25 protein-coding genes and 1 pseudogene are annotated in these 24,584 nt (G+C 41.1%); 8 read left to right on the plus strand and 18 right to left on the minus strand.

The features are described from left to right. Nucleotides 1-132: 132 nt before the first annotated feature. The 8 genes from ACE3PQ_RS02845 to ACE3PQ_RS02880 all read right to left on the minus strand — a co-directional run bounded on the left by ACE3PQ_RS02845 (nucleotide 133) and on the right by ACE3PQ_RS02880 (nucleotide 6,408). On the minus strand, nucleotides 133-243 hold the full coding sequence (locus ACE3PQ_RS02845) for a DinB family protein (RefSeq protein WP_374295051.1): 111 nt from the start codon (nucleotides 241-243) through the stop codon (nucleotides 133-135). A gap of 15 nt (nucleotides 244-258) precedes the next feature. Next, nucleotides 259-528: a DinB family protein gene (locus ACE3PQ_RS02850; protein WP_374295053.1), complete on the minus strand. Its 270-nt coding sequence runs from the start codon at nucleotides 526-528 to the stop codon at nucleotides 259-261. Nucleotides 529-756: 228 nt separating this feature from the next. Continuing rightward, complete coding sequence (locus tag ACE3PQ_RS02855; protein WP_374295055.1) at nucleotides 757-1,692, minus strand: FAD-binding protein; 936 nt, start codon at nucleotides 1,690-1,692, stop codon at nucleotides 757-759. 19 nt (nucleotides 1,693-1,711) lie between these two features. Further along, nucleotides 1,712-2,461: an electron transfer flavoprotein subunit beta/FixA family protein gene (locus ACE3PQ_RS02860; RefSeq protein ID WP_374295057.1), complete on the minus strand. Its 750-nt coding sequence runs from the start codon at nucleotides 2,459-2,461 to the stop codon at nucleotides 1,712-1,714. Between the two features lie 528 nt (nucleotides 2,462-2,989). After that, on the minus strand, nucleotides 2,990-3,910 hold the full coding sequence (xerA, locus tag ACE3PQ_RS02865) for a site-specific tyrosine recombinase/integron integrase (RefSeq protein WP_374295059.1): 921 nt from the start codon (nucleotides 3,908-3,910) through the stop codon (nucleotides 2,990-2,992). A gap of 73 nt (nucleotides 3,911-3,983) precedes the next feature. Continuing rightward, the gene (gene dapF / locus ACE3PQ_RS02870; RefSeq protein WP_374295061.1) at nucleotides 3,984-4,826 is read right to left on the minus strand and encodes a diaminopimelate epimerase; all 843 of its coding nucleotides are present in this window, start codon (nucleotides 4,824-4,826) and stop codon (nucleotides 3,984-3,986) included. A gap of 21 nt (nucleotides 4,827-4,847) precedes the next feature. Beyond that, nucleotides 4,848-6,116, minus strand: a complete 1,269-nt coding sequence (lysA, locus tag ACE3PQ_RS02875; RefSeq protein ID WP_374295063.1) for a diaminopimelate decarboxylase — start codon at nucleotides 6,114-6,116, stop codon at nucleotides 4,848-4,850. 67 nt (nucleotides 6,117-6,183) lie between these two features. Next, nucleotides 6,184-6,408, minus strand: a complete 225-nt coding sequence (locus tag ACE3PQ_RS02880; protein WP_374295065.1) for a hypothetical protein — start codon at nucleotides 6,406-6,408, stop codon at nucleotides 6,184-6,186. 228 nt (nucleotides 6,409-6,636) lie between these two features. On the opposite strand from ACE3PQ_RS02880, the gene ACE3PQ_RS02885 reads away from it, so the two are divergent. The 5 genes from ACE3PQ_RS02885 (at nucleotide 6,637) to ACE3PQ_RS02905 (ending at nucleotide 11,682) form a co-directional block, all read left to right on the plus strand. After that, nucleotides 6,637-7,992 (plus strand): alanine/glycine:cation symporter family protein, encoded by a 1,356-nt coding sequence (locus ACE3PQ_RS02885; protein ID WP_374295068.1) that lies wholly within the window; start codon nucleotides 6,637-6,639, stop codon nucleotides 7,990-7,992. 156 nt (nucleotides 7,993-8,148) lie between these two features. After that, the gene (locus ACE3PQ_RS02890; RefSeq protein ID WP_374295070.1) at nucleotides 8,149-8,400 is read left to right on the plus strand and encodes a hypothetical protein; all 252 of its coding nucleotides are present in this window, start codon (nucleotides 8,149-8,151) and stop codon (nucleotides 8,398-8,400) included. A 147-nt stretch (nucleotides 8,401-8,547) separates the two neighbouring features. Continuing rightward, on the plus strand, nucleotides 8,548-9,936 hold the full coding sequence (gene radA / locus ACE3PQ_RS02895) for a DNA repair protein RadA (RefSeq protein ID WP_374295072.1): 1,389 nt from the start codon (nucleotides 8,548-8,550) through the stop codon (nucleotides 9,934-9,936). A gap of 142 nt (nucleotides 9,937-10,078) precedes the next feature. Continuing rightward, complete coding sequence (locus tag ACE3PQ_RS02900) at nucleotides 10,079-11,053, plus strand: Tim44 domain-containing protein (protein WP_374295074.1); 975 nt, start codon at nucleotides 10,079-10,081, stop codon at nucleotides 11,051-11,053. A gap of 131 nt (nucleotides 11,054-11,184) precedes the next feature. Beyond that, complete coding sequence (locus ACE3PQ_RS02905; protein ID WP_374295076.1) at nucleotides 11,185-11,682, plus strand: hypothetical protein; 498 nt, start codon at nucleotides 11,185-11,187, stop codon at nucleotides 11,680-11,682. 16 nt (nucleotides 11,683-11,698) lie between these two features. On the opposite strand, the gene ACE3PQ_RS02910 is transcribed toward ACE3PQ_RS02905, so the two are convergent. From ACE3PQ_RS02910 to ACE3PQ_RS02950, 9 genes and pseudogenes are all read right to left on the minus strand, one after another. Then, nucleotides 11,699-12,841 carry a 3-deoxy-7-phosphoheptulonate synthase gene (locus ACE3PQ_RS02910; RefSeq protein ID WP_374295078.1) on the minus strand — a complete coding sequence of 381 codons (1,143 nt, stop codon included), beginning with the start codon at nucleotides 12,839-12,841 and terminating at the stop codon, nucleotides 11,699-11,701. Nucleotides 12,842-13,365: 524 nt separating this feature from the next. Continuing rightward, a pseudogene (locus ACE3PQ_RS02915) lies at nucleotides 13,366-13,527 on the minus strand (alcohol dehydrogenase catalytic domain-containing protein); the annotation flags it as partial. A 113-nt stretch (nucleotides 13,528-13,640) separates the two neighbouring features. Next, a complete protein-coding gene (locus ACE3PQ_RS02920; protein ID WP_374295080.1) occupies nucleotides 13,641-14,012 on the minus strand; it encodes an FKBP-type peptidyl-prolyl cis-trans isomerase in 372 nt (123 codons plus the stop codon). Nucleotides 14,013-14,346: 334 nt separating this feature from the next. Beyond that, nucleotides 14,347-15,144 carry a TIGR01458 family HAD-type hydrolase gene (locus ACE3PQ_RS02925; protein ID WP_374295082.1) on the minus strand — a complete coding sequence of 266 codons (798 nt, stop codon included), beginning with the start codon at nucleotides 15,142-15,144 and terminating at the stop codon, nucleotides 14,347-14,349. A gap of 174 nt (nucleotides 15,145-15,318) precedes the next feature. Then, nucleotides 15,319-15,861 carry an RNA chaperone Hfq gene (gene hfq / locus ACE3PQ_RS02930; RefSeq protein WP_374295084.1) on the minus strand — a complete coding sequence of 181 codons (543 nt, stop codon included), beginning with the start codon at nucleotides 15,859-15,861 and terminating at the stop codon, nucleotides 15,319-15,321. Between the two features lie 93 nt (nucleotides 15,862-15,954). Then, nucleotides 15,955-16,899 (minus strand): tRNA (adenosine(37)-N6)-dimethylallyltransferase MiaA, encoded by a 945-nt coding sequence (gene miaA, locus ACE3PQ_RS02935; protein ID WP_374295086.1) that lies wholly within the window; start codon nucleotides 16,897-16,899, stop codon nucleotides 15,955-15,957. A gap of 1 nt (nucleotide 16,900) precedes the next feature. Beyond that, nucleotides 16,901-18,880: a DNA mismatch repair endonuclease MutL gene (gene mutL, locus ACE3PQ_RS02940; RefSeq protein WP_374295096.1), complete on the minus strand. Its 1,980-nt coding sequence runs from the start codon at nucleotides 18,878-18,880 to the stop codon at nucleotides 16,901-16,903. Between the two features lie 23 nt (nucleotides 18,881-18,903). Continuing rightward, complete coding sequence (gene tsaE / locus ACE3PQ_RS02945; protein ID WP_374295088.1) at nucleotides 18,904-19,416, minus strand: tRNA (adenosine(37)-N6)-threonylcarbamoyltransferase complex ATPase subunit type 1 TsaE; 513 nt, start codon at nucleotides 19,414-19,416, stop codon at nucleotides 18,904-18,906. 134 nt (nucleotides 19,417-19,550) lie between these two features. Next, nucleotides 19,551-19,889 carry a DUF1304 domain-containing protein gene (locus tag ACE3PQ_RS02950; protein ID WP_374295098.1) on the minus strand — a complete coding sequence of 113 codons (339 nt, stop codon included), beginning with the start codon at nucleotides 19,887-19,889 and terminating at the stop codon, nucleotides 19,551-19,553. Nucleotides 19,890-20,109: 220 nt separating this feature from the next. On the opposite strand from ACE3PQ_RS02950, the gene ACE3PQ_RS02955 reads away from it, so the two are divergent. Together ACE3PQ_RS02955 and ACE3PQ_RS02960 are read left to right on the plus strand one after the other, a co-directional pair. Further along, the gene (locus ACE3PQ_RS02955) at nucleotides 20,110-21,033 is read left to right on the plus strand and encodes a pseudouridine synthase (RefSeq protein WP_374295090.1); all 924 of its coding nucleotides are present in this window, start codon (nucleotides 20,110-20,112) and stop codon (nucleotides 21,031-21,033) included. Between the two features lie 317 nt (nucleotides 21,034-21,350). Next, nucleotides 21,351-22,469 (plus strand): sugar transporter, encoded by a 1,119-nt coding sequence (locus tag ACE3PQ_RS02960; RefSeq protein ID WP_374295092.1) that lies wholly within the window; start codon nucleotides 21,351-21,353, stop codon nucleotides 22,467-22,469. A 100-nt stretch (nucleotides 22,470-22,569) separates the two neighbouring features. Here ACE3PQ_RS02960 and ACE3PQ_RS02965 read toward each other — a convergent pair whose 3' ends face one another. Then, nucleotides 22,570-23,838: a serine hydrolase domain-containing protein gene (locus ACE3PQ_RS02965; protein ID WP_374295100.1), complete on the minus strand. Its 1,269-nt coding sequence runs from the start codon at nucleotides 23,836-23,838 to the stop codon at nucleotides 22,570-22,572. A gap of 246 nt (nucleotides 23,839-24,084) precedes the next feature. On the opposite strand from ACE3PQ_RS02965, the gene arsC reads away from it, so the two are divergent. Next, on the plus strand, nucleotides 24,085-24,525 hold the full coding sequence (gene arsC / locus ACE3PQ_RS02970) for an arsenate reductase (glutaredoxin) (RefSeq protein ID WP_374295094.1): 441 nt from the start codon (nucleotides 24,085-24,087) through the stop codon (nucleotides 24,523-24,525). The last annotated feature ends 59 nt before the right edge of the window (nucleotides 24,526-24,584 follow it).

A 24,584-nucleotide genomic window follows, 5' to 3' on the forward strand; every position in this document is an offset into this window, starting at 1 on the left:
AGCCCTGTAAACACTATATACGAAGTCAAAACAATGTAATTTTATCGAATTATCAATTTAGAATGGCTTTGAGAAGTGGGTCAAAAAATTAAGTCGTTTTTATTATTTGATGCGTTGAAAAATGATCAGATCTCAAGCAACGGACTGTTCTGTGATGGCAAATACCATGCTATGCAACTGACCACGGTGGTGTGTTTGATGATTAAACAGATGTGCCAATACATCATACAAATTTTCTTCCATCATCTCCCCCCAGCGTCAATATGTGACTTTTCCGAGAATGTCTTGTTCCGTTAATTTTTCGATGTATTTAATAATTTCTTGATCGAGTTGTACTCTCGCTTTAGTTAAGTTTCGAATATCATGAAAAACCACGCTATCGAGTTGATATTCTGCAGGCTGATTGCCATCTATACGACCAAGCCAAAGCGTATCACCAACCCAATTATGATTTGCCGTCTTGATGATGCTATCAAAGAAATTTGGTTGAAGTTGATGAAGCTTTGAATCATCCAATGTATTCAGCACGTCATACAATTACTGATTTGCACATTTGTTGTATTGTGACAGTTTTAAGAAATATGCTTGAAATGACATTATTGTAAACATCCTAATTTTCATCTTGGATATTCAAAGCGTAATTTACATTTTTAAATCACTGTTTAAATCGCAATTTAAATTAAGCACATCAAATATAAAAAAACGCCCCAAGTTTCCTTAGAGCGTTTTTACAACAGACGTTGAGTTAGTTAAACATTAAAGTTTAGAAACTAACTCAGGTACTGCTGTATTCAAGTCTGCAACTAACCAGTAGTCTGCAACACCGTTAATTGGCGCTTCTTCATCTTTGTTGATCGCAACGATCACTTTAGAGTCTTTCATACCCGCCAAGTGCTGAATCGCACCAGAGATACCGATCGCCATATATAGGTCAGGAGCAACGATTTTACCAGTTTGACCAACTTGGAAGTCGTTTGGTACAAAGCCAGCATCTACTGCTGCACGAGATGCACCTTGTGCTGCACCAAGCTTATCAGCTAATGGGTCAAGGACTTTGTGATAGTTTTCACCAGAACCTACACCACGACCGCCTGATACAACGATACGTGCAGCAGTCAATTCTGGACGGTCAAGTTTCACGATTTCTTCAGATACAAACTTAGAAATACCTGCATCTTTTGCATCACTTACCGCTTCAACAGCCGCTGAACCACCTTCTGCCGCTACAGCATCAAATGCTGTACCACGAACTGTACCCACAACGATTGATTCAGAAGATTCAACAGTTGCGATCGCATTACCTGCGTAGATTGGACGTTTGAATGTCGTAGCAGATTCTACAGCGATGATGTCAGTGATCATGCTTACGTCTAAAAGTGCAGCGACACGTGGCAAAATGTTTTTACCAGTCGTCGTAGAAGCAGCAAGAACGTGTTTGTAGCCACCTTTAGCCACGTCAGCAACCAAAGCTGCTACGTTTTCAGCCAATTGGTTTGCATATGCAGCGTTGTCAGCAAGCAATACTTTGCTTACGCCAGCAACTTTAGCAGCTGCATCAGCAACCGCTTGCGCACCAGAACCTGCGACCAATACAGTGATATCATCACCGATTTTTTGAGCTGCAGCAACAACGTTTAAAGTCGCACCGTTAAGTGTTTCGTTATTGTGATCAGCAAGAACTAAAATACTCATGATTTTTTATCCCTCTGTATTAGATTACTTTTGCTTCGTTTTTCAATTTTTCTACAAGCTCGTCAACAGACTTCACTTGTACGCCAGCTTTACGCTCTGCAGGTGGTTCAACCTTAACAGTTTTAAGGTTTGTACCCGCAGTTACGCCGTAATCTGTAAGAGATTTAGTTTCAAGCGGTTTTTTACGAGCTTTCATGATGTTAGGCAATGCAGCATAACGTGGCTCGTTCAAACGCAAGTCAGTCGTGATGATTGCAGGAAGTTGCAATTCAACAGTTTGTAGACCACCGTCGATTTCACGAGTTACTTGTACTTTACCGCCGTCAACTTTCACTTCTGAAGCGAAAGTACCTTGACCTGCGCCAAGCAATGCGCCAAGCATCTGACCAACTTGGTTAGAGTCGTCATCAATCGCTTGTTTACCCAAAAGAATCAATTCAGGCTTTTCAGCTTCAACGATTGCTTTCAATGTTTTTGCAACTTCTAAAGCACCAATGTCATCAGCAGTTTCTACCAAGATACCACGGTCTGCACCAAGTGCCATTGCTGAACGGATTTGCTCTTGCGCTTCTTTAGGACCGATTGAAACCACAACGATTTCAGAAACTGTACCTTTTTCTTTCAAGCGTACTGCTTCTTCAACAGCGATTTCACAGAATGGGTTGATTGACATTTTTACATTGGTCAAATCAACACCGCTATTGTCCGCTTTTACGCGTACTTTCACGTTGGCATCTACCACACGTTTTACAGCAACAAGTGCCTTCATGTAATTCCTCGGCTCTTTCAGATGAGAGTTTATAAAGTGTCTAACAATAGTGCTTTTTGCACTGCAAACAACTTTGCTTAAAATTATCGTGCCTTATCTTGCATTGCATTGGGTGTCACGGTCAAGTCACAATCAAGGCGTTGATGTAAAAAGTCGTAAAAAACATCACCCAATTGACCATTTTGACGGCATGATAATGGATCAGCTTGGCTAAATATTATTGCCTAATGTGAATAATTTGGGTCGCAAATACCAATTGTCCGATCTGCTTGTATTTTTGATTGTCCATTTTGAATGGTGGAAAATGTCATTGCTTAAATATAATTACCTTTAAATACAATCAGCTATGCAAGAAAATTTAAATTTAAAACGAAAAAAATTAAAGCCTTAAATATAACTAAAGAACTTATATCTATCACTTTTATAAATAAAGTTTTTGACTAAAATTCATAAACATAGCATGACCAAAGCGTCACAACACCAAGTTGCGAATGATGATTATTTAGCCATTTTATTTCATTTAATGACCTATTTTTTCGCTCTCGGATGCGACTGATCATAAATCTTTGCTAAATGCGCAAAATCTAAATGGGTGTAGACTTGTGTGGTACTGAGATTGCTATGCCCGAGCATCTCCTGCACTGCACGCAGATCGCCACTTGCCGAAAGCATATGACTAGCAAAACAATGTCGTAATAAATGCGGATGCAAATCAGCACTCAGTCCTGCACGTTGCGCTTGTTGTTTGACTCGATTTTGCACCTGACGATCAGAAATTTGCTGACCATTCTGTGAGATAAAGACAAAATGATGATCGACTGGCTTTTGCAATCGTATAGTCAACCATTGTTTTAAAGCCTGTTCGGCTTTTTGCCCAAAAGGAATCACCCGGGTTTTGTTGCCCTTACCTATCACTCGAATCAATTGCTCTGACCATGCAATATCATTCAGCTTTAATTCAACCAACTCTTGTAGACGCAAGCCACTCGAGTAAAGTAGTTCGAGCATCGCCTTATCACGAGCCCACAGCCATTGTTGATTCTCTGTACTTGGAGCAGGTTGATCAAGCAGCTGTTGAATGTTTTCAGGTGATAACATGCCTGGCAGTGGTCGAGGCTGACGTTTGATTTTAAAATCTTGAATATGTGCATTGTCATGCACGCCTTGATTTTGTAACCACTGCATAAACTGGCGAATCGCTGATAAAGCACGTTGCATGCTTTGATTCGACCAGTTCTTTTGCTCTACGCAAAAGCTTAAATATTGCCGTAGATCAGATAATTCCACGTCTTGAATCTGAATTTGCTGTTCAAGGCAATAGTGCAGAAAGCTGTATACATCACGATGATAGGCTTCGATGGTATTTGGGGAATGTTGTTGAACGGATAACACATCTAACCACGCATAAAGATAGTCTTTATGCGAATGATGATTAGATGTTTGAGTCATCATATGTCTTTAACTTTTATCCATTCAATGATTCGTTTTTACAACTTTCAGAAATTATACCTAATCTTAAAGATCAACTTTGAAAATAACGAAGATTAAAACGCCCTTCATAGACAGTCGCTGTTGGTCCAGTCATCCATACCGGCTCACCTTCAGTCCATGCGATATTGAGCATACCACCTGCCAGTTCGATATCGACATGATTATCGAGCAAACCACGACGAATACCGCTCACCACTGCTGCACATGCACCAGTACCACATGCAAGGGTTTCGCCAACGCCACGCTCATAAACACGTAAACGTGCTTTATTACGAGAAATCACTTGTAAGAAGCCTGCATTAACTCGCTCTGGAAAACGCTCATGTGACTCAACTTGTGGCCCAATCTTTGCGACATCTGCGGTCAACACATCATCCACCAAAGTCACTGCATGCGGATTGCCCATATTCACCACATCAATTTCAAGCTCGGCATCTTTCAGTTGGAGTGAATAGAGATCTTGGGCTTTTTCTGCTTGGAATGGGATTTGTACAGGTAAGAACTTAGGCTGCCCCATATTCACTCGCACCCAACCATTCGCACCCAGTTCAGGCTCGACAATGCCTGATTTGGTTTGTACACGGATTTTGGTTTTATAGGTCAGTTGCTGTTCATAGACAAAGCGAGCAAAACAACGTACACCATTACCACATTGCTGTACTTCTGAACCATCACAATTAAAAATACGATATTTAAAATCCGCTGTTGGGTCTTCTGGTGGCTCAACGATCAGCAATTGATCAAAACCAATCCCAAAATGACGATCTGCCATGCGCTGAATCGTCACGGCGTCCAAATAAGCACGTTGACGCACCAAATCAATCACCACAAAGTCATTACCTAGACCATGCATTTTGGTGTATTGTAAAATCATGCATTACTCCTTTGACTTTGCTTAAATATCAGATTTAGTGACTTGTTCAGGTAAAAGACGTTCATTCGCCCATAATGATTCGATGCTTTCACGCTCACGAACCAAATAGGATTGATCACCATCGACTATTACTTCTGCTGCACGCCCACGACTATTGTAATTCGAACTCATCACAAAGCCATACGCTCCCGCACCTTGCACAGCCAAAATATCATTTTCTTGCAAAGCAAGCGCACGATCTTTCCCAAGAAAATCACCTGTTTCGCAGATTGCCCCAACGATATCCCACGACTTGCTTTCTACACTCTTATGTGGTGTCACGGATTCAATGTTCATCCATGCTTCATACAATGACGGACGAATTAAATCATTCATCGCTGCATCGACAATGGCAAAGTTGCGGTGATTGGTTGGTTTGAGCAAATCAACTTTAGTCAGCAACACGCCTGCATTGGCACTAATACTGCGCCCTGGCTCCATATAAACTTTTAGCCCAAGCTGTTCCAGTTTTGGACGCATCGCATTGGCATATTCCGCAAAGCTTGGTGGCGTTTCATCTTTATAGACGACACCCAAACCGCCACCGATATCAATATGTTCGATATTGATCCCAAGTGTTTTGAGCTGCGTAATCATCTCAATGATACGATCAAGCGCATCAACAAATGGCTGTGTTTCCGTAAGCTGAGAACCGATATGACAGTCAATACCTACAATATTTAGATGCGACAAACTCGCCGCATATTGATAAGTTGCATAGACGCTATCACTTGGAATACCGAATTTATTTTCTTTCAGTCCTGTCGAGATATACGGATGGGTATTGGCATCGACATCAGGATTGACACGTAGAGAAACTGGTGCTTTTTTACCCACACGTGAAGCGACTTTTTGGATACGATCAAGCTCTGCATAAGATTCAACATTAAAGCACGCAATGCCAACCTCTAAAGCTTTTTCAATATCCGCTTCGGATTTACCCAATCCCGAGAACACGATTTTTGTAGGATCACCGCCAGCCACCAAGACACGAGCAAGTTCACCGCCTGTGACGATATCAAAGCCTGCGCCGAGTTTTGCCAAGACATTAAGCACTGCAATATTGGAATTGGATTTCACCGCAAAGCAAATCTGATGATCAATAAAACCAAAAGCCTCATCCAAAGCCTGATAATGTTTAGTCAAAGCAGCTTTTGAGTAGACATAAAGCGGTGTCGCATATTGGCTTGCCAAATCTTCCAGTGAACATTGCTCGGCAAAAAGCACACCAGCTTGACGGGTAAAACTCATTTAAAAATCCTTAAAATACAATATTTTCAAAAAATTAACTTCAATGTTTATCATCACTCAAAGTAAATTACTTTTTGGTCTGATCTGTTGCATCTTGTTCAGCGTTAGCAGACTGCGCTTGCGAATTTTCTGCATCTAATTTGTTTTGTTTATACAAAATATAGTTCGAACGCTTATCCATGTTTGGACTAGATGGCAACATGAGCTGTCCAGATTGACCGCATGCAGTCAATTGACTGACCATCAATGCTGAAACCAATGAAATTAAACTGATTTTGATCAATTGCATCATTTAAATCGCTAAAAAAATTATTGCCCAAAGTATAGCTTGAAAATACCTGATAAATATAGCGTGATTTAGCATCTGCTTGCCGAACAACAAACTGACTAAAAAATAGAAAAACCCATGTCTTTTTTTCGAAAATTTGAGCACTTCAAACAAAAGTTATGGCATGTCACTTGCTTGTCAACAAATAACTCAATATGCTAAATCGGTTTTCAGAGCAAAAAGAAGCATCTTATGGAAGAATTACAAAGCTTGTTCAAAGTCTTAAGTGACTTCGTTTGGGGTCCACCAATGCTGATGCTGTTGGTCGGGACAGGTATATATCTCACACTGCGTTTATTGTTTCTACAAATTCGATTATTACCACTCGCATTCAAGCAAGTATTCGGTAAGCATGAACGTGCAAAATCAGCTAAAGGTGATATTTCTCAATTTGGCGCATTGATGACTGCACTGGCTGCAACCATTGGTACTGGTAATATTGCAGGTGTTGCAACAGCTTGTGCACTCGGTGGACCAGGCGCGGTTTTTTGGATGTGGCTCACTGCTTTGTTCGGTATGGCAACCAAATATGCCGAAGGTGTATTGGCGGTAAAATTCCGTGTGCAAAACGAAAAAGGCGAAATGTCAGGCGGTCCGATGTATTACATCGAACGTGGTCTAAAATGGAAATGGCTTGCGATTCTTTTTGCCTTATTCGGAACACTTGCATCGTTCGGTATCGGTAGTTCTGTACAGTCCAATACGGTTGCGCTCGCTGTAGAAAACAGCATGGGCATAGAAACTTGGATCGTCGGTGTGGTGATTACCATTCTTTCTGCATTGGTAATCTTGGGCGGGATTAAGTCGATTGCTAAAGCATCAACATTTATCGTTCCTTTCATGGCGATCATCTATGTACTTGGTGGCCTAGTCATTATCTTTATGCACGCAGAGCTAATCATTCCTGCATTTAAACTCATCTTTAGCGATGCGTTTACTGGTCAGGCGGTTGCAGGCGGTGCGATTGGTGCGGTGATTCGTTACGGTGTGGCTCGTGGTGTGTTCTCGAACGAAGCAGGTATGGGTTCTGCGCCAATCGCTGCTGCTGCTGCCAAAACTGATCACCCAGTACGTCAAGGTCTTGTCTCGATGACAGGTACATTCATTGACACAATCATCGTATGTACCATCACTGGTTTGGTGCTCACGATGGCATTCATGATCAATGACAGTAGCTTTATGGAAAAAACGGGTGCGGTATTGACTACGGATTCCTTTAATCAGCTCTTACCGGGTATGGGCGGTTGGATTGTGACCTTCGGTATTATCTTCTTCGCTTACTCAACCATTCTTGGTTGGTGCTACTACGGTGAGAAATGTGCGACTTACCTACTCGGTGAGAAGTTCGTTCTACCATATCGTTTGATCTATATTGCGTCGATCTTTATTGGTACGGTTGCGACACTTGATCTCGTATGGCTGATGGCGGATACATTCAATGGTCTAATGGCTGCACCAAACTTGATCGCCCTGTTGTTGTTATCGGGCATCGTAGTGAAACAAACCAAAGACTTTATTGCAAAACGTAAGTCTGGTGAGTTGTATTAAGCCAATATTTTAGAAGTTGAAAAATTAAAAACTTGTTGAATGCGTTCAGCAGGTTTTTTTCATACATAATTTAGTACAGTCTAAGCTGTCAACAAGTTGCCCGTGTTTTATGAATTTCCTTGCTATAGTTAATTTTTTTAACAAAGAGGCAGTTCTATGAAAGTTACCAAAACTCAAACTTATGAAACTCAAGAAGTTTTTATTATTGATTCTGATGGAAATATAAATCGTGGTTTTATGAAAATTGACAGACCAATCGTAAAAACCCAAACAAGTAAAGGGATGAATTTCGATGGAGAATGTAAAATCGAATCAATTGAAGTGAACAATGACATATCAGTAGATAGAAACTTTGATAACTTCATAATGAAAGATGGTAAACACTTCCAAATTATGAGCTTAATCTAAATAATCTCTAATCAGGTTTACGCTATTACCTTAGAACGACAAAAACTGTCGTTCTAAGCTTTAAAGCATCTAATTATACTTTGGCAACCTAATCAATTCTCCTTATAATCAACATAAATTCATTCGCCATAAATACTGATTTTTCTTATGAGTAAAGCCAAAACTGTCTATCGCTGTGAGCATTGTGGTACCGATCACCCAAAATGGGCAGGACAATGTTCTGATTGTGGCGAGTGGAACAGTTTAGTCGAAACCACCCTCGAATCAACCACAGCACATCGTGGCAAATCAGGCATTAAAACAGGTGGCTATGCAGGACAAAGCTCAAGTGTTACCACGCTCGATCAAGTACAAGTCAGCCATGAATCACGCACCACCACAGGTATCGGTGAATTTGACCGTGTACTCGGTGGCGGTCTAGTTACTGGCTCTGTGGTACTGATCGGCGGTGATCCTGGTATCGGTAAATCCACCATTCTCCTGCAAACTGCAACCTATATGGCAGGACAACAGTCTGCACTCTATATCACAGGTGAAGAATCTTTATCGCAAGTCGCCTTGCGTGCCAAGCGTTTAGATTTACCCATGAATTCACTCAAAGTCATGGCAGAAACTTGTGTAGAACGTATCTGTGAAGTGTTGGTGCAAGAACGCCCACAGATGGCTGTACTGGATTCGATCCAAACGCTATTTACCGAAACCATTCAATCCGCACCAGGTGGCGTATCGCAGATTCGAGAGTCGGCGGCGATTCTGACTCGTTTTGCCAAGCATACAGGTACATCATTATTTATCGTCGGTCATGTGACTAAAGAAGGTTCGTTGGCAGGACCTCGTGTACTTGAACACATGGTCGATTGCGTATTGTATTTTGAAGGTCAGTCCGACTCACGCTATCGCATGATCCGTGCGGTAAAAAACCGTTTTGGTGCGGTAAATGAGCTTGGTGTTTTTGGCATGACTGATAAAGGTTTAAAAGAAGTCGCCAATCCATCGGCAATTTTCTTGAGCCGTTATGACGAAGCAATCCCGGGTTCGATCGTGATGGTCAGTCGTGAAGGCACACGTCCACTCTTGGTTGAGGTACAAGCTTTGGTCGATGATGCGCATGGACAGCCTCGTCGTGTGGCACTTGGTTTAGAGCAAAACCGTTTGTCTATGTTATTGGCAGTCATGCACCGTCATGGCGGTGTGCAGATGGTTGGGCAAGATGTGTATGTCAATATTGTCGGTGGTTTAAAGATCACCGAAACTGGTTCAGACTTGGCAGTACTGCTTGCCTGTGCATCAAGCTTACGTGGCAAAGCCTTACCACAGCATTTGGCTGTGTTTGGTGAAGTCGGTTTATCAGGGGAAATTCGCCCTGTACCGAATGGTCAAGAGCGTTTAAAAGAAGCACAAAAACATGGCTTCAAAACTGTGATTGTTCCTCGTGGCAATGCACCACAGCAAGCGATTAAAGGACTCAATGTCATTTCAGTTGCTCGATTGCATGAAGCCTTAGATTCAGCGATGCAACTGGCTGATGAAAGCTAAATTGCAACGCAAATTTGCACAATTCACGCTTCATTAAATACACGCATTTTTTAATGTCTTGTCACAGCTTTTCACTTGAATTTTGTGAGAATTACCGCATTATTCATCTAACAGATTTTTTTTAATATGGAAATTGCATCTTATGCAAAAGAAAGCACAAAGTGCCGTACTCGCTCTTCTCCTCACCAGTTTTCTCGCTGTACCAATTGCTGAAGCAAAGCGTGCAGGTGGCGGAAAAAGCTACGGTATGAAACGTCAAAGCTCAAGTCAAAGTTATAACAGTAACCCTAGCCAAAATAGCTATGCACAACAAAATGCAAATACGCAGACTCAACGTCGTGGCTCGAATGTGGGCGGTATGGTTGCTGCGGGTGTCGCAGGTGCAGCAGTGGGTGCTGTCGCAGCCAATGCGATGGCTGATGATCGCCAATCGAACCCAACGCAACAGGAAGAAGAAAAAAGTGGCTTTAGCTGGATTTGGTTGCTGTTGATCGCAGGCGTTGCTTTCTTCTTATTCCGCAAGTTCACTGCAAAAAAGCAACAACTCGCAGGCAATAGTGCTAATCCATACGCACCAAATAATCATGGTAATGGTCAAGCTCGTACACAATCAGCACCAACTCAAAGCCCATTCCAAAAGCAAAACACTCCATCAGGTAATACCAATATTTTTGGTCAGCCTTTGAGTGGCGGTACAAACACCCAAGCTACACCAAGTGCAGCATTTGGCGCAACCATGAATAGTGGCAATGCTCTGCCTGATGGCACAGAGCCTGCGACATTCTTACGTTTTGCACGTCAACGCTTTAACCATATTCAAGCAATGAATAGTGGTAGCAATATTGATGAAATTCGCAAATATTTTACGACTGACATGTATCAACAAATGCACCAAGAAATTGCCAAAAATCATGACGTTGCAGAATTTAGCAATTTGACTGCCAACGTAGTTGAGCAAGCCACAGAAAATGGTCAATATGTAGTCAGTGTACGCTTTACAGGTACAGTGAGTGAAGATCTAAACAGCTTACCGCAACCATTTACTGAGATTTGGCATTTTGTGAAAACTGAAAATAGCCAAGAAGATTGGTTGGTCGCTGGGATTCAACAAGTGTAACTTTTTTTAAAACCCTTAGTTTAATTGTATAAAATGACTGCCTAAAGGCGGTCATTTTTTATGGCGAGAATTAGCAATAGATTTCTACGACATGCAAGTTATAATGCCTGAAATTTTTTGAGTATATTTTCATGTTGAATCCATCTGTACCACTATCTGCTGAATTACAAGAAAAACTGAAAAAATTACAACAGGTGGATCTCACAAAATCCTCGACTCAACTTTTGCAACGCAGTAACAAATCACAGCGTCAAGATAGCTATAAAAAAGCATTGGTGGAATTAAATACCAGTTTTGAAGAATGTCTTGCCGAAGCGATTAGCATCCGTTTTGATCTACATGCAGGACAAGCTCGCAAGCTCCGCTTTAAAAAAGATCGCATTCGTCTGCTCAAAAAACATGGCATTGATTACCTCAGCATTGATGGTGCAAATACCGCACAAATTTTATCTTTGATCTCACAGAGCATCTTACATGAAGATGCAGTGGTAACACCTGACCTCAATGACACCTTTCCATTTTGGAAGGAAGGCTATCCAATGGTGCAGTTTGATAATACTTTTGACATTCTCGCAGAAGATATTCAGATTCATTATCAAGCGCTCATTGAGCGCCTGTTAACGGTATAAACTGCCCTCAAGCAATTTAAACACATTCCAATTTCTGCGTTTGAATCAGCTCTTGTAATGTTTGATCTTTCATCTGATTTTTTGAATTTTGGCATTTCGTTACATGCAGTGCCAAATCCGCCAAAGCAGATTCAGTTTCAGCCCAACCAATACAACCATCTGTCACCGAACAGCCATATTGCAGCACTTCTGCATCAATAGACTGTTTACCATGTTGCAGATGACTTTCAATCATCACGCCTTTGACATGTGATTCAGCAAGCTGTTCAGCAATAGTTTTTAAAACTTGCGGTTGCAAATCTGGATTTTTTTGACTATTGCCATGACTACAATCAATGATGATTGCACCGTGCATATTGCGTTTTTGCATACGCTGTTGCACCGCTTGAACGGATGCTAAGTCATAATTTGTACCATACTGACTGCCTCGTAAAATCACTTGCAAGCTATCATTACCAATACTTTCAATGAGTGCCGATTGCCCTTGATCATTTAAACCGAGAAATTTATGCGGATTACTCGCAGATTGCATCGCATCAAGCGCAATATCAACATTTCCATCTGTACCATTTTTAAAGCCTAACGCATACGGTAAATCGCTGGCGATCTCACGATGGATTTGCGATTCACTAGTACGTGCACCAATCGCACCCCAACTGTACAAATCATCAAAATAATGACTCAACATTGGATTCAGCACTTCAGTCGCCATCGGTAAATTCATCTCAGCAATTTTTACCAATAATTCACGACTCAGGTGCAAACCCTCAGTCAGGCTACTTTGCCCTTTTAGACTTGGGTCATAAACATAACCCTTCCAACCTACCGTACTACGAGGTTTTTCAAGGTAAGTGCGCATAACGATTTTTAAGGAATTTTGATGCTGCTCAGCAAGAATTTTAAGACGCTGAGCATATTCAAGGATTGCTTGCGGTTCATGAATCGAACACGGTCCAACAATGACCAAAAGGCGTGAATCATCACCATTTAAAATATTTTTAATCTCTTGGCGGTGTTGTAAAATCTGTTGTTGTGCAATTTGCGATAAAGCATATTTTTGCTTTAATGCGTTAGGAGAAGGTAAAGCTATACTTTGCGATGTAACTTTAGAGTCGGTATCTAATTGTTTAACGTTTATTTGCGCATTAAGGTTTGACATGACGTTGTACTCTTTGAATGTGATGAATGATGATGAATGCCGTTGTAGAGCCAATAACTCATAAATCGCTCAAATTTAAATCCTGCAAATTTTAAATAATTATTCGCATAAAAATCACTGACTAAATACACTTTCACTCTCCAAAACATTTAAAAAAAATCTTGTTAAATCCGAGCAACACGCATAAAAAACCTGATCGGGGTTGCCGATCAGGTATTAACTTGTTGGGCAACCGACGCCCAAACGCATTCGGGCAATTATTTAAACTGCCAAAAATAAAAATATGCGTTATGAATCATCGGTTGCTTTAACATCTCGTGTTCAGACTTCACATCTAACTAAACTGTCTTTAACTTACTCGTAGTTTGACGCTTTGACAAGCACTTTCGTACTTATTCCGAAAAATGCACCACACTACGAACCGATTTCCCCTCATGCATTAGGTCAAAGGCTTCATTGATTTGCTCAAGTGGCATGGTATGCGTAACAAACGGCGTAAGCTGAATATCACCTTTCATCGCATCTTCAACCAAGATACCTGATCCCTCATGTCCAAGTATTGCAAGAAACACACCTTCAGGATCATCACCTGATAAAGTAAAGACATCAGTATGACATACGCCACTATGCGTGATTTTGATCAGTACCTCACCTGCTTAGGGCGGAGCAACATCAATTTCAACAATTTGTTATGATTCACCAGCACCGAATGCCACAGCAGCACGAGATTTCATCATGTATTCCTTTAGCTATTTATACATTGAGATATTTATACAAAGAGATATTCAGTATGAACGGATTAATCGTCACGTGTTAATACTTCAAACAATTCGATTTCAAAAGTTAAATCCGAGTTTGGCGGAATCAATCTACCCATTTGCCGTTCACCATAAGCCAAATCTGCAGGGACAATCAACTTACGCTTTCCGCCAACTTTCATCGCTGAAACAATTACTCCTGAACCAGTATCGATACCTAGAATGCCTTGATCCCAACCCTTGATCACTCGTCCTGTGCCGATTACACACTGGAACGGTTGCCCTCGATCATACGATGAATCAAATTTTGTCCCGTCAGCAAGCCACGCCGTATAATGCGTGACTATTAGTGCACCTTTTACCGCAGACTTACCTATGCCTTCAACCAAATCAATTATTTGCAAATCACTCATTATATTTCCAAAACTATAATTTCCATCGTATTCAACATTTTAATCGCATTACATCGTATTTGTTATAAAACACACATTTAGAGCTTGAAATTTGCACAAATAGCCCCATATATAAAATAGAGAGATGCAAAAGCTTAATATCTTCTTAAATCTGCTAAATATTTTCTCTCAGTCTATTTAGCTTAAACATGATTGATTGAAACATATCAGTCTTGTTTTAGGTAGTCTGTTCTCCAGGCAGATGACCTTATTTTGCAGTCCATTCCCCTTTTGGACTGCATTTTTTATGTGCAGTTCAAACTTGATATGACTTCACCTGATATCAGTAGAAAAATTACTTTTCTAAATATTGGTAAAGATCAGCCACACTATCAATCACTAAATCAGGTTTAATTGTAGACTCAGCGTGATATGCCTCACGATATTTGCCAGTTTTGACCAAGATCGAGAATATATCCAAACGCTGTGCCCCACCAATATCGCTATCAATGTCATCACCAATTAAAACAGCTTGGTGCGCATCACATTTTGCACTTGCGAGTACTTGTTTAAAGAAAGTGATGTTTGGCTTGCCTACAATCAATGCCGTATGGTCAGACACATATTCCAAGCCAGCAATAAATAATCCAATATCAACTTTTAAACCTTGCCGAGTTTGCCAAAACTTATTTTTATGCAGCGCAATGAGCTTTGCACCACGATTTAGACAACTAAAGATTTGATTCAATAAGTCAATTGACCAAGCCTCGCCAATATCACCAATCACTACAAAATCAGGACGTTCACTGCTATGCTCAAACTCATTAAAATCATCTTTGATATGATCATTCACAACCGCCCACACTTTGACTTTTCGACCTAGCAATATTTGTTCTTGGCGTAAAAATGTCCGACTTGCTTCAGGTGCACTCAGAATCTCTTCACTTGATGCCTCAATACCCAAACCTTGCAATTGCTCTAAAAGCATTTGCTGGCTCTTGGTCGTAGTATTGGTCATAAAGCGGATCAAGTATTGCGACTGACGTAATTGTTGTAAAAGCTCTACGGCACCATCTACCAACTCACCATCAGTGTGAAGCGTACCATCAATATCAAAAATAAAAAGTTTGTGATCTTGCGAAATTTTGGGCATTTTTACTCCTGAATTTGGAGCTTAAGAGATCATTTATCTTAATGATTTTTTTGATGGCTTAGCAAGGTCTAAATCAATTCAAATTGTGAAATGAAACTAGGCAAAAAATCGAATTCATAAAATTTTTTCATAAAAAAAGCTAGGACAATGCCTAGCTTTTTACAGTGTTATGAATTAACGATTGTTGTTTGAATCGTCTTCACCACCGTCTTGTTGGTCGTTGTCAAAACCGCCTTGACCGCCACCGAAGCCACCTTGACCACCAAAGCCACCGCCTTGGCCGCCACCGAAGCCACCTTGACCACCAAAGCCACCACCTTGACCGCCACCGAAGCCACCTTGACCACCAAAGCCACCGCCTTGACCGCCTTGACCGCCACCGAAGCCACCTTGACCACCAAAGCCACCGCCTTGACCGCCACCAAAGCCACCTTGACTCGCACCAAAGCCTGCGCCTTGAGCGCCACCAAAGCCACCTTGGCTTGTACCTGTAGCAGATGCGCCAGCTGGACGTGGATTACGTGCAGGGACTACTGTTGAGATTGCGTGCTTGTACACCATTTGGCTTACTGTGTTTTTAAGCAAAACCACATATTGATCAAATGACTCAATATGACCTTGTAGCTTAATACCATTCACCAAGAAGATTGAAACTGGAATACGTTCTTTACGAAGAGAATTTAGGAACGGATCTTGTAAGGTTTGACCTTTAGACATTTTTTTACTCCAAATAAAATTTAAAATATCAGCGCAAAATTCACCTTCGTATTTCATAAAAAATTATAATAAAGGTGATATGCAAATTTTGCGCTATCTAAAGCGCTTTATCAAGTCCTTATGTCCTTGTGGAATAGTATAAAAATTGTGAAAATCATGGAGCTTTTGCAACGAGTTGAGCCAAGTATATTGACGTTTAGCCAATTGTCGTGTGGCATACAGCGCTTTTAACTGCATTTCTTCATAAGAAATGAGATTTGTATCACTTTGTTGCAAATATTCTAAAGCTTGCCGATAACCAACGCTTCGCATCGACGGTGTACTTTGATTCAAATCATATTTTTCTATAAGTGACTTCACCTCATTGAAAAAACCGATATCCCACATTTGCTCAAGTCGAAGCGCAATGCGTTGATGTAATTCTGCACGATCTGGCACCAAAGCATAATTTTCAAATTGATATTTATAATGTTCACGTTTAACTTGTTCAGCTTGTAACTTGGTGATTGGCTGCCCTGTCAAACGATAGACCTCTAAAGCACGGATAATGCGCTGACGATCACTGACTTTAAACTTTTCCCCTGCGATTCGATCGACACGTTGTAATTCTTCAAAGACATGCACCCAACCATGTTGATTCGCTTCGGCTTCAATCTCTGCACGTACATTGGCATCGGCACTCGGTAGATTGTCCGCTAATCCTTCAAGTAAGCTTTTAAAGTACAGCATCGTTCCACCAACTAGCAGTGGAATTTTCCCTTTTGCATGGATTTGGTCGATTAAACGCTCTGCATCTTCAACGAACTCTGCTGCCGAGTAGACCTGCGTCGGATCAATAATATCAATCAAATGGTGTGGATATTGAGCCTGCTCGACTTTGCTGGGTTTGGCAGTACCGATATCCATGTCACGATAGACCAGTGCGGAATCTACCGAAATAATTTCAAACTGCCCTGTATCATACAGCGCACAAGCCAATGCGGTTTTGCCACTGGCTGTAGGCCCCATGAGATTGACCACTGGAAGCGTACTCTGCATCTTATTCGCCTCGTGCAAAAAGTTTATCCAGTTGATCGAGCGGAAAAGCTCGCCACGTAGGACGTCCGTGATTGCACTGACTGGCAAATTCAGTCTGCTCCATCTGACGTAATAACGCATTCATCTCAGCAAGACTGAGCTGACGATGTGCTCGAACAGCGCCATGACAAGACATGGTTGCCAGTAGATGATCTCGTTTTTGGGTTAATACTTGCACGTTATCATTCGGATCAAGGTCATTAAATAATTCTGGAATCAGTCGATCAAGATTGGCTTTTTGCAAAAATGCAGGCACGCCACGCACTAAAACTTGATCATCACCATACAAGTCAACATCGAGTCCTAGTCGATACAATTTATCTTGAAGTTGCTCCAGTCGAGTGGCTTGCATTGCAGTGATTTTCACCACTTTGGGAATCAGTAATTGTTGTGATTGCCAATATTGCGGTTGATCCCACGCCTGTTTCATTTGTTGTAACAAAATCCGCTCATGTGCAGCGTGCATATCGACAATAATCAAACCTTCGATATTCTGCGCCAAAATATAGATACCATGTAATTGTGCAATCGCAATGCCAAGTGGATATTCATCACGAGTAGTCTGGTAATCCGAGCTTGGATGATTCGACGCCTGATCCATTTGGCTTTGATTTTCTACTGAGCTTTCAGCGGGATTTGAAATACTCGCATTGTCTTGTTGTTGGCGCAATGGCGCAAGATAACTACTGACGGAATTTGCCACATAATCTTTATTTACACGACTGCTATAGTGATGTGGCTGGCTAATATGTGGCTGATGCTGATGTGGTCGAGCTGATTGTGAATGTATATTTAACGTGGCATTGTTACTTTGTTCATTTTGCGCCTGCTGATGCAAAGATAAATTTTCTTGATAACGTGGCTGATTGGGCGCAAAGCGATCATCACGTTTCATCGCTAACGATAGCTCAGCACTTGCCGTTTGAAATTGCGACAAGACTTGCTTGGCATGATGACGTACAAATTCATGTACTTCACGTTGCGTCAGAAAGCGAATTTCATACTTGGTCGGATGCACATTGACATCAATTTCATGTGGATCAATTTCAATAAAGAGTAAATAAGCCGAATGTTGATGACCGTGCAAAATCCCATCGTATGCCATGCGCAAGGCGTGACTAATGGTTTTATCTTTAACGATGCGACCATTCACATAGATATACTGCAAATCAGCCTGCCCACGTGCATCGGATGGATGACCTAGCCAACCCAACATATGCAGGTTTTCACTTTGCGCATCAATCCAATAGGCATTTTCAGCAAACTGACGACCAAGTAGCTGTAACACCCGTTGATAACGTAGCTCACCACTATCGGCAATCGGCAGGTTCAAACGAATTTGATCATTATGCTCAAGAGTAAAATGCACATCAAAATGCGTCAGCGCCATACGCCGTACAATTTCTTCGATATGCTGATATTCGGTAGAAATTCGCTTTAAAAATTTACGCCGTGCAGGCACATTAAAAAATAAATCTCGCACACGTACATGCGTGCCGCGACTCATTGCAATCGCTTCAGCTTGCTCTTGTTGCAAAGCTGCGCCGTTAATTTCGATCTGATAGCCGATGCCATCCTCACTTTGACTACTGGCAATGCTCAGACGAGAAACCGCTGCGATCGATGCCAATGCTTCGCCACGAAAGCCTAGACTTTGAATCGCAGACAATTCATCAGCCGATCGCACCTTACTGGTGGCGTGGCGCATCACTGCAAGCGGTAAATCATCGCTATGAATGCCAAAACCATTATCAATGATTTCGATCAGCGTGGTACCACCTTGTTCAATACGAATACTCAGGCGTGTTGCTCCTGAATCGATGGCATTTTCAAGGAGCTCTTTGACCACCGAGGCTGGACGCTCAATCACTTCTCCTGCGGCGATTTGATTGGCAAGTGCAGCATCGAGGGTTTGAATACGGCGTGTTGAACGCTCACGCATACTGGTCTGTATTGCTTCTGCCGTCATTCCGCATCACCGTTAAAGCCGTGAGTCTTCATATCGTGCTTAATCGCACCAATAATCTGCTGCGGAGCGTGGATAGTGACTTGTCGGATTTCATCATCTTGGGTGATGAGCTCAATGGTGGCATCGGGTGCACGAAGCACACCCTCACCTTTGCTCGGCCATTCGATCAATAGCAAACTGTCTTTTTCATCGAGATAATCACGGATGCCCATCAATTCTAATTCATAGGGATCTTGCAGACGATACAGGTCAAAATGGTAAATATTTTTCGAAGCGAGATGATAGGGCTCGACTAAGGTGTAGGTTGGGCTTTTCACCGCACCTTGATGCCCTAAAGCCTGAATCCAATAGCGAGTCAATGTGGTTTTCCCTGCACCCAAATCACCGATCAGAAACACCACGCCCGATGCTATCTGCCGAGCCAAAACTTGTGCAAGACCTCGTGAATCACTTTCATTGTGAAGGTGAAATCGTGCTTGAGAAAATGGTGTCGATAAGGAAATAGACATAGATCGCAAAGAACATTATGAGATGTGCAAATGGAGATAAATCATAACATCAACTGAGGTGATACATGTATCTAAATTCATGTTCAGAGTTTGCACATCTATCTTTGCGTCTATCAAAGATGTAATTGTAAATACTAAGCGAGATTCACCAAAATTAATGCAATCACAGCAGGTACAGTTTGAATAAATAATATCTTACGACTTGCGGTTGCTGCACCATAAACACCTGCGATCGCCACGCAGGCTAAAAAGAAATTTGCCAATTGGGTCGAAAATGGTGCTGTTGCCAATAATGACCAAAATAAGCCTGCTGCGAGAAAGCCATTACAAAGCCCTTGATTTTGCGCCAAAACTTTGGTGAGTTGCGCCTTTTCCAAACTATTACCAAATGCTTTTAAGCCCTTTGGTTTATCCCACAAAAACATTTCGAGAACAAGGATATAAACATGCAAAAGTCCAATCAAAAGCACCATTGCATTGGTAAGATGTTGTAGCATTTTTTATCCCACTGAAAATTGATGAATAGATAATATCAAAATAGTAGTGACTTCGCACGATTTAAATCAACCGAAAATGACTGCGCCGTAAAACTAATTCTTAAAAAAACGACATAACTTAAAACTGTATCCAAAATTTATAATGTTTTAAACTCTATACTCTCAATCAGGCTTCACATCAATTTAATTCGCTTCCATGAAAAGTAAATCTGATCATATCAAACCACCTATGCGTGATGGCGTCAGCGCAAGTCAGGTATTTTTACCAAGATTAAGTCAAACAGATATTCATATTCAAACCATCTTCGATTTTCTATGTCAGCATTTTCCGCATATTTCTACTGATGAATGGGCAAAGCGCTTTGACAATCAGTTAGTATTTAATGCACAGAATCAAGTTTTAACAAGGGATACACCCTATCAGTCTGAACAGCATATTTATTATTATCGTGAGCTTGCACATGAAGTTGAAGTACCTTTTGCGCATGAAATATTATTTGAAAATGAACACTTCATGGTGGTGGATAAACCACACTTTTTGACCGTGAGTCCAACAGGTCAATATGTACAGCAAACATTACTTACACGGCTAAAATACGAAACTGAGAATCCTGAATTAAGCCCAATCCATCGCCTTGATCGTGAAACTGCGGGATTGATTTTATTCTCAAAAAAATCTGAAATACGTCATCTCTATCAACAACTTTTTGCCGATCGGCAAGTTGAAAAAATCTATCATGCGATTGCACCTTTTAATCAGCATCTTCAATTTCCACTTGAATTTAAAGCACATCTCACAAAAGGTGAGCCTTTTTATACCATGCAAATTATTGAAGGTAAACTTGAAAACAGTTGTACCATGATTGATGTTTTAGAAGTGCAAAATGGCTGGGCAAAATATGAATTAAAACCGATTACAGGTAAACAGCATCAACTCCGAGTACATATGAATGCTTTGGGTTTGCCATTAAAAAATGATCAATTCTATCCAAAGATAAAACACACTGATAAATCTGATTTTAGTCAGCCTTTACAGCTTTTGGCGAAAAGTATTTGCTTTGTTGATCCGATCAATGGGAAACCGATGTCATTTCACAGCAATCAGCAATTAACATTTTAATATCAATTTTAATGATCCCCTTATCGTTAGAAATTCAATTTTATTAAACAATTGCTGTGATTATTTATGTACAAAATATATTCATTTCAATACTAAATTTCATCAGCAAATTTAACAAACTCGATCAACAACTATTTCTATTAATCTATTGTTTTTACTAATTTTATTTTACAGAATAATGAAATAAGCATAATATGCGCGGAAAATCTCCCACTTTTCCTGTTGTATTTTATTGCGTGATCCGCCTATGAATACTTATGTTCAGACCGAGCAACCTGCGCTTTCTGGTAGTTGGGTTTGCGTCATTGCTTTGGCGCTTGCAGCGTTTATTTTTTAATACCACGGAGTTTGTGCCTGTGGCGTTACTGAGTGATATTGCTGCCAGTTATCAGATGAGCACCAGCCACGCTGATATCATGCTGACAATCTATGCGTGGGTTGTGTCTTTGACTTCGATTCCCTTGATGCTACTGATACGGAATATGGAACGTAAGCAATTGTTGCTTGGTGTTTTTCCGCTATTTGTACTCAGCCATGTGCTGTCATATTTTGCAAGGAGCTTTAGCGTCTTGGTTGTTACTCGTATCGGTATTGCATTGTCACATGCGATTTTTTGGTCGATTACTGCATCATTGGCTGTGCATGTCGCACCGATTGGCAAAGAAACTCAAGCACTCGGTTTACTCTCCACAGGAACGGTACTTGCACTGGTTTTGGGTATTCCATTAGGACGATTGATCGGTGAATATTTTAGTTGGCGTAACACTTTTGCAATGATCGGAATTTGTGCGGGAATCACTGCATTGGTGCTATTTCGTGCGTTACCGAATGTCCCAAGTGTCAAAACAGGCTCAATGAAAAGCCTGCCAATGCTAATGAAACGCCCTGCACTGGTATTGATTTATGTCATTACCATTTTGGTGATTACGGCGCAGTTTACTGCGTATAGCTATATCAAGCCATTTGTCATGCACGTGGTGCACTTTAGCTCAGAGCAAACCACCACCTTTTTATTAATTTATGGTGCAGCAGGGATTGTTGGCTCGATTTTATTTAGTCAGTTTAGTCAACGTTTACCGAAGATTTTCCCTGTATTTTCAAACGCATGCTTGGCGCTTTGCTTGTGCGAGCTTTTGCCGATGAGCCACAATGTTTATGGCTTGAGTGTTGTAACCGTGTTTTGGGGGATTGGTATCATGAGTTTTGGACTGGTCTTGCAATCCTTTGTACTCAAATTTGCATCCGATGCGACCGATCTTGCCATGTCGTTGTTATCTTCACTTTATAATATTGGTATCGGCGGAGGTGCTTTGCTGGGTATTGTGGTGAGCATTCATTGCGGTTTAAATTATATCGGTAATTATTGGTGGTGTGATTGCACTATTCGCCGTTGCTTTGATGATGTACACCGTCAATCACAAAATGGCTTAGCTTAAACAATATGACATTGACGATCTTCAATTTAAAATCATCAATGGCGAATTTATTTTTAATCAACTGGAAAAGGAACGCTGTGAAAATAAAACTTAAAGCCTTTTAAAACCAAGACTTTTTGCCTTGTCTTAACTCATCTGCGCATTGTAAGGCGGTCTGCGTCAACCACCATAGACGATAGTCCCCTGTGATGCTTCCTGATTTAAAATTATGAATATAGGCAAAAGATAGCTCACGCGTAGGATCACACCATGCACCCGAACCATTATAGCCAATATGACCAAATGCAGTTGGCACACGCTTACCCAGTGTAAATACACGATGATAACCCAATCGCCAATGCATCGGGATCGGCATCACTCGATCACGAGCATGGGTTTGAATGGTACTCAGTTGCTCAAAGATTTCAGGTTTAATGATCACCTGATCTTGCCAAACACCTTTATTGGCGAGCATGGCATAGATTTTAGCCAAGCTATTGGCGCTAAATACGCCATTTGCCGATGGAATCACTGCTTGTAATCCTACATCACTAAAGAAGTCAAACTTACCCATACTCCGAGGTACAAGCGCATCTTCGGCATCATAAGGATTAATACCACTTAAGCTAATCACTCGCTCGGTAAAGCTCAGCGGTCGTCGCCCTTCACTATTTAAAGACTTGCGTGGCTTTTGCACTGATGATGCATTCGTTTCTACTGGTTGCACTTTTTTGAATGGTCGAGCCACTCGATGTAATTCTGCATCAGGTACGCCAAAATACGCCGCATCTAATTGTAATGGTTCAACCAAATACTGTTGCATTACTTCTGCTAAAGATTTTTGCATAACCTTTTCAATGACACCACCAATCAACCAACCAAAACTCATCGCTTGATATGCCGTCGCTGTACCGGGTGCAAAGCGTGGTGTGGCCTTTTCAAAGGCACTAAGCATTGCTTGCCAATCTAACATCACTTGCGCATTGTCGATAGTATGTCTGATGTCAAACAAACCACTTTGATGGCTAAGTACATGACGAAGCGTAATATTCTCTTTGCCATTTTGAGCAAATGCAGGCCAATATTGTGTAATTGGTGTGTCATATTCCAAGAAGCCTTCGCTGACCAAAATATGCGTCAAAGTGGCTAAAACGGCTTTTCCTGTAGAGTAGCTCAGCGCCATATGCTGTGCATCCCACAGCTCGTCAGGATTGGCTTCGCCTGTAAATAGCTCGGCAATGGGTTGACCTTGATGATAGACGCTAATCGCAGCACCACCGTGCATTGTTTCAGGTTGAATTTGACTGAGTACATTGGCTAAAGGCTGAAATTGTTCAATACATTGTCCACGATAATTATCTTTATTGCCTTGTGTGATTTTCTTGAGAATTTTTAAGCTTGACATCTTTCTTCCAAAAACAAGGTGATTGGGTTTATATTCTAAGTGTCGTGAAACGCAATTCAATTGCAAAATATGCTTTTTTCTTCCTGAAATATTTCTCTGAGTGAAAGCTTTGATCCTGAAATTTTAAAGATAAAAATCAATTGCAATAAAAATTTAAAATGTAAGAAATCTGTCATCCAATATATATGCTTTTCCATATATACTACACACAACATTGAACAGGTGATCACCATGAATCCACACAACAACATGACAATCTATCACAACCCTGCCTGTGGCACTTCACGAAATACGTTGGCATTGATTCGTAATACTGGTGTTGAGCCAAACATTATTGAATATCTCGTTCATCCACCTACACGTGATCAATTGGTCAATATGATCCGTGATGCAGGTCTCAATGTTCGTGATGCTATTCGTCAAAATGTTGATCCCTATCGAGAATTACAACTTGAACAAGACCACTGGACAGATGATCAATTGTTAGACTTTATGTTGGCGCATCCTATTTTGATCAATCGCCCATTTGTGATCACCTCAAAAGGCACACGCCTATGTCGTCCGTCAGAAGTTGTGCTGGATATCTTACCGCTTCCACAGCTTGGTGCATTTCAAAAAGAAGATGGCGAACAAATCATTGATACACAAGGACAACGCATCTCGTCGAAATAGAACAAGTCATTGAGGCTAGGTGTTTAACACGACAGCAAACACATTGAATAAATCGTTTA

Origin of the sequence: Acinetobacter sp., from assembly GCF_041911495.1 — a bacterium.
In the GTDB taxonomy this organism is placed as follows: Bacteria; Pseudomonadota; Gammaproteobacteria; order Pseudomonadales; family Moraxellaceae; genus Acinetobacter.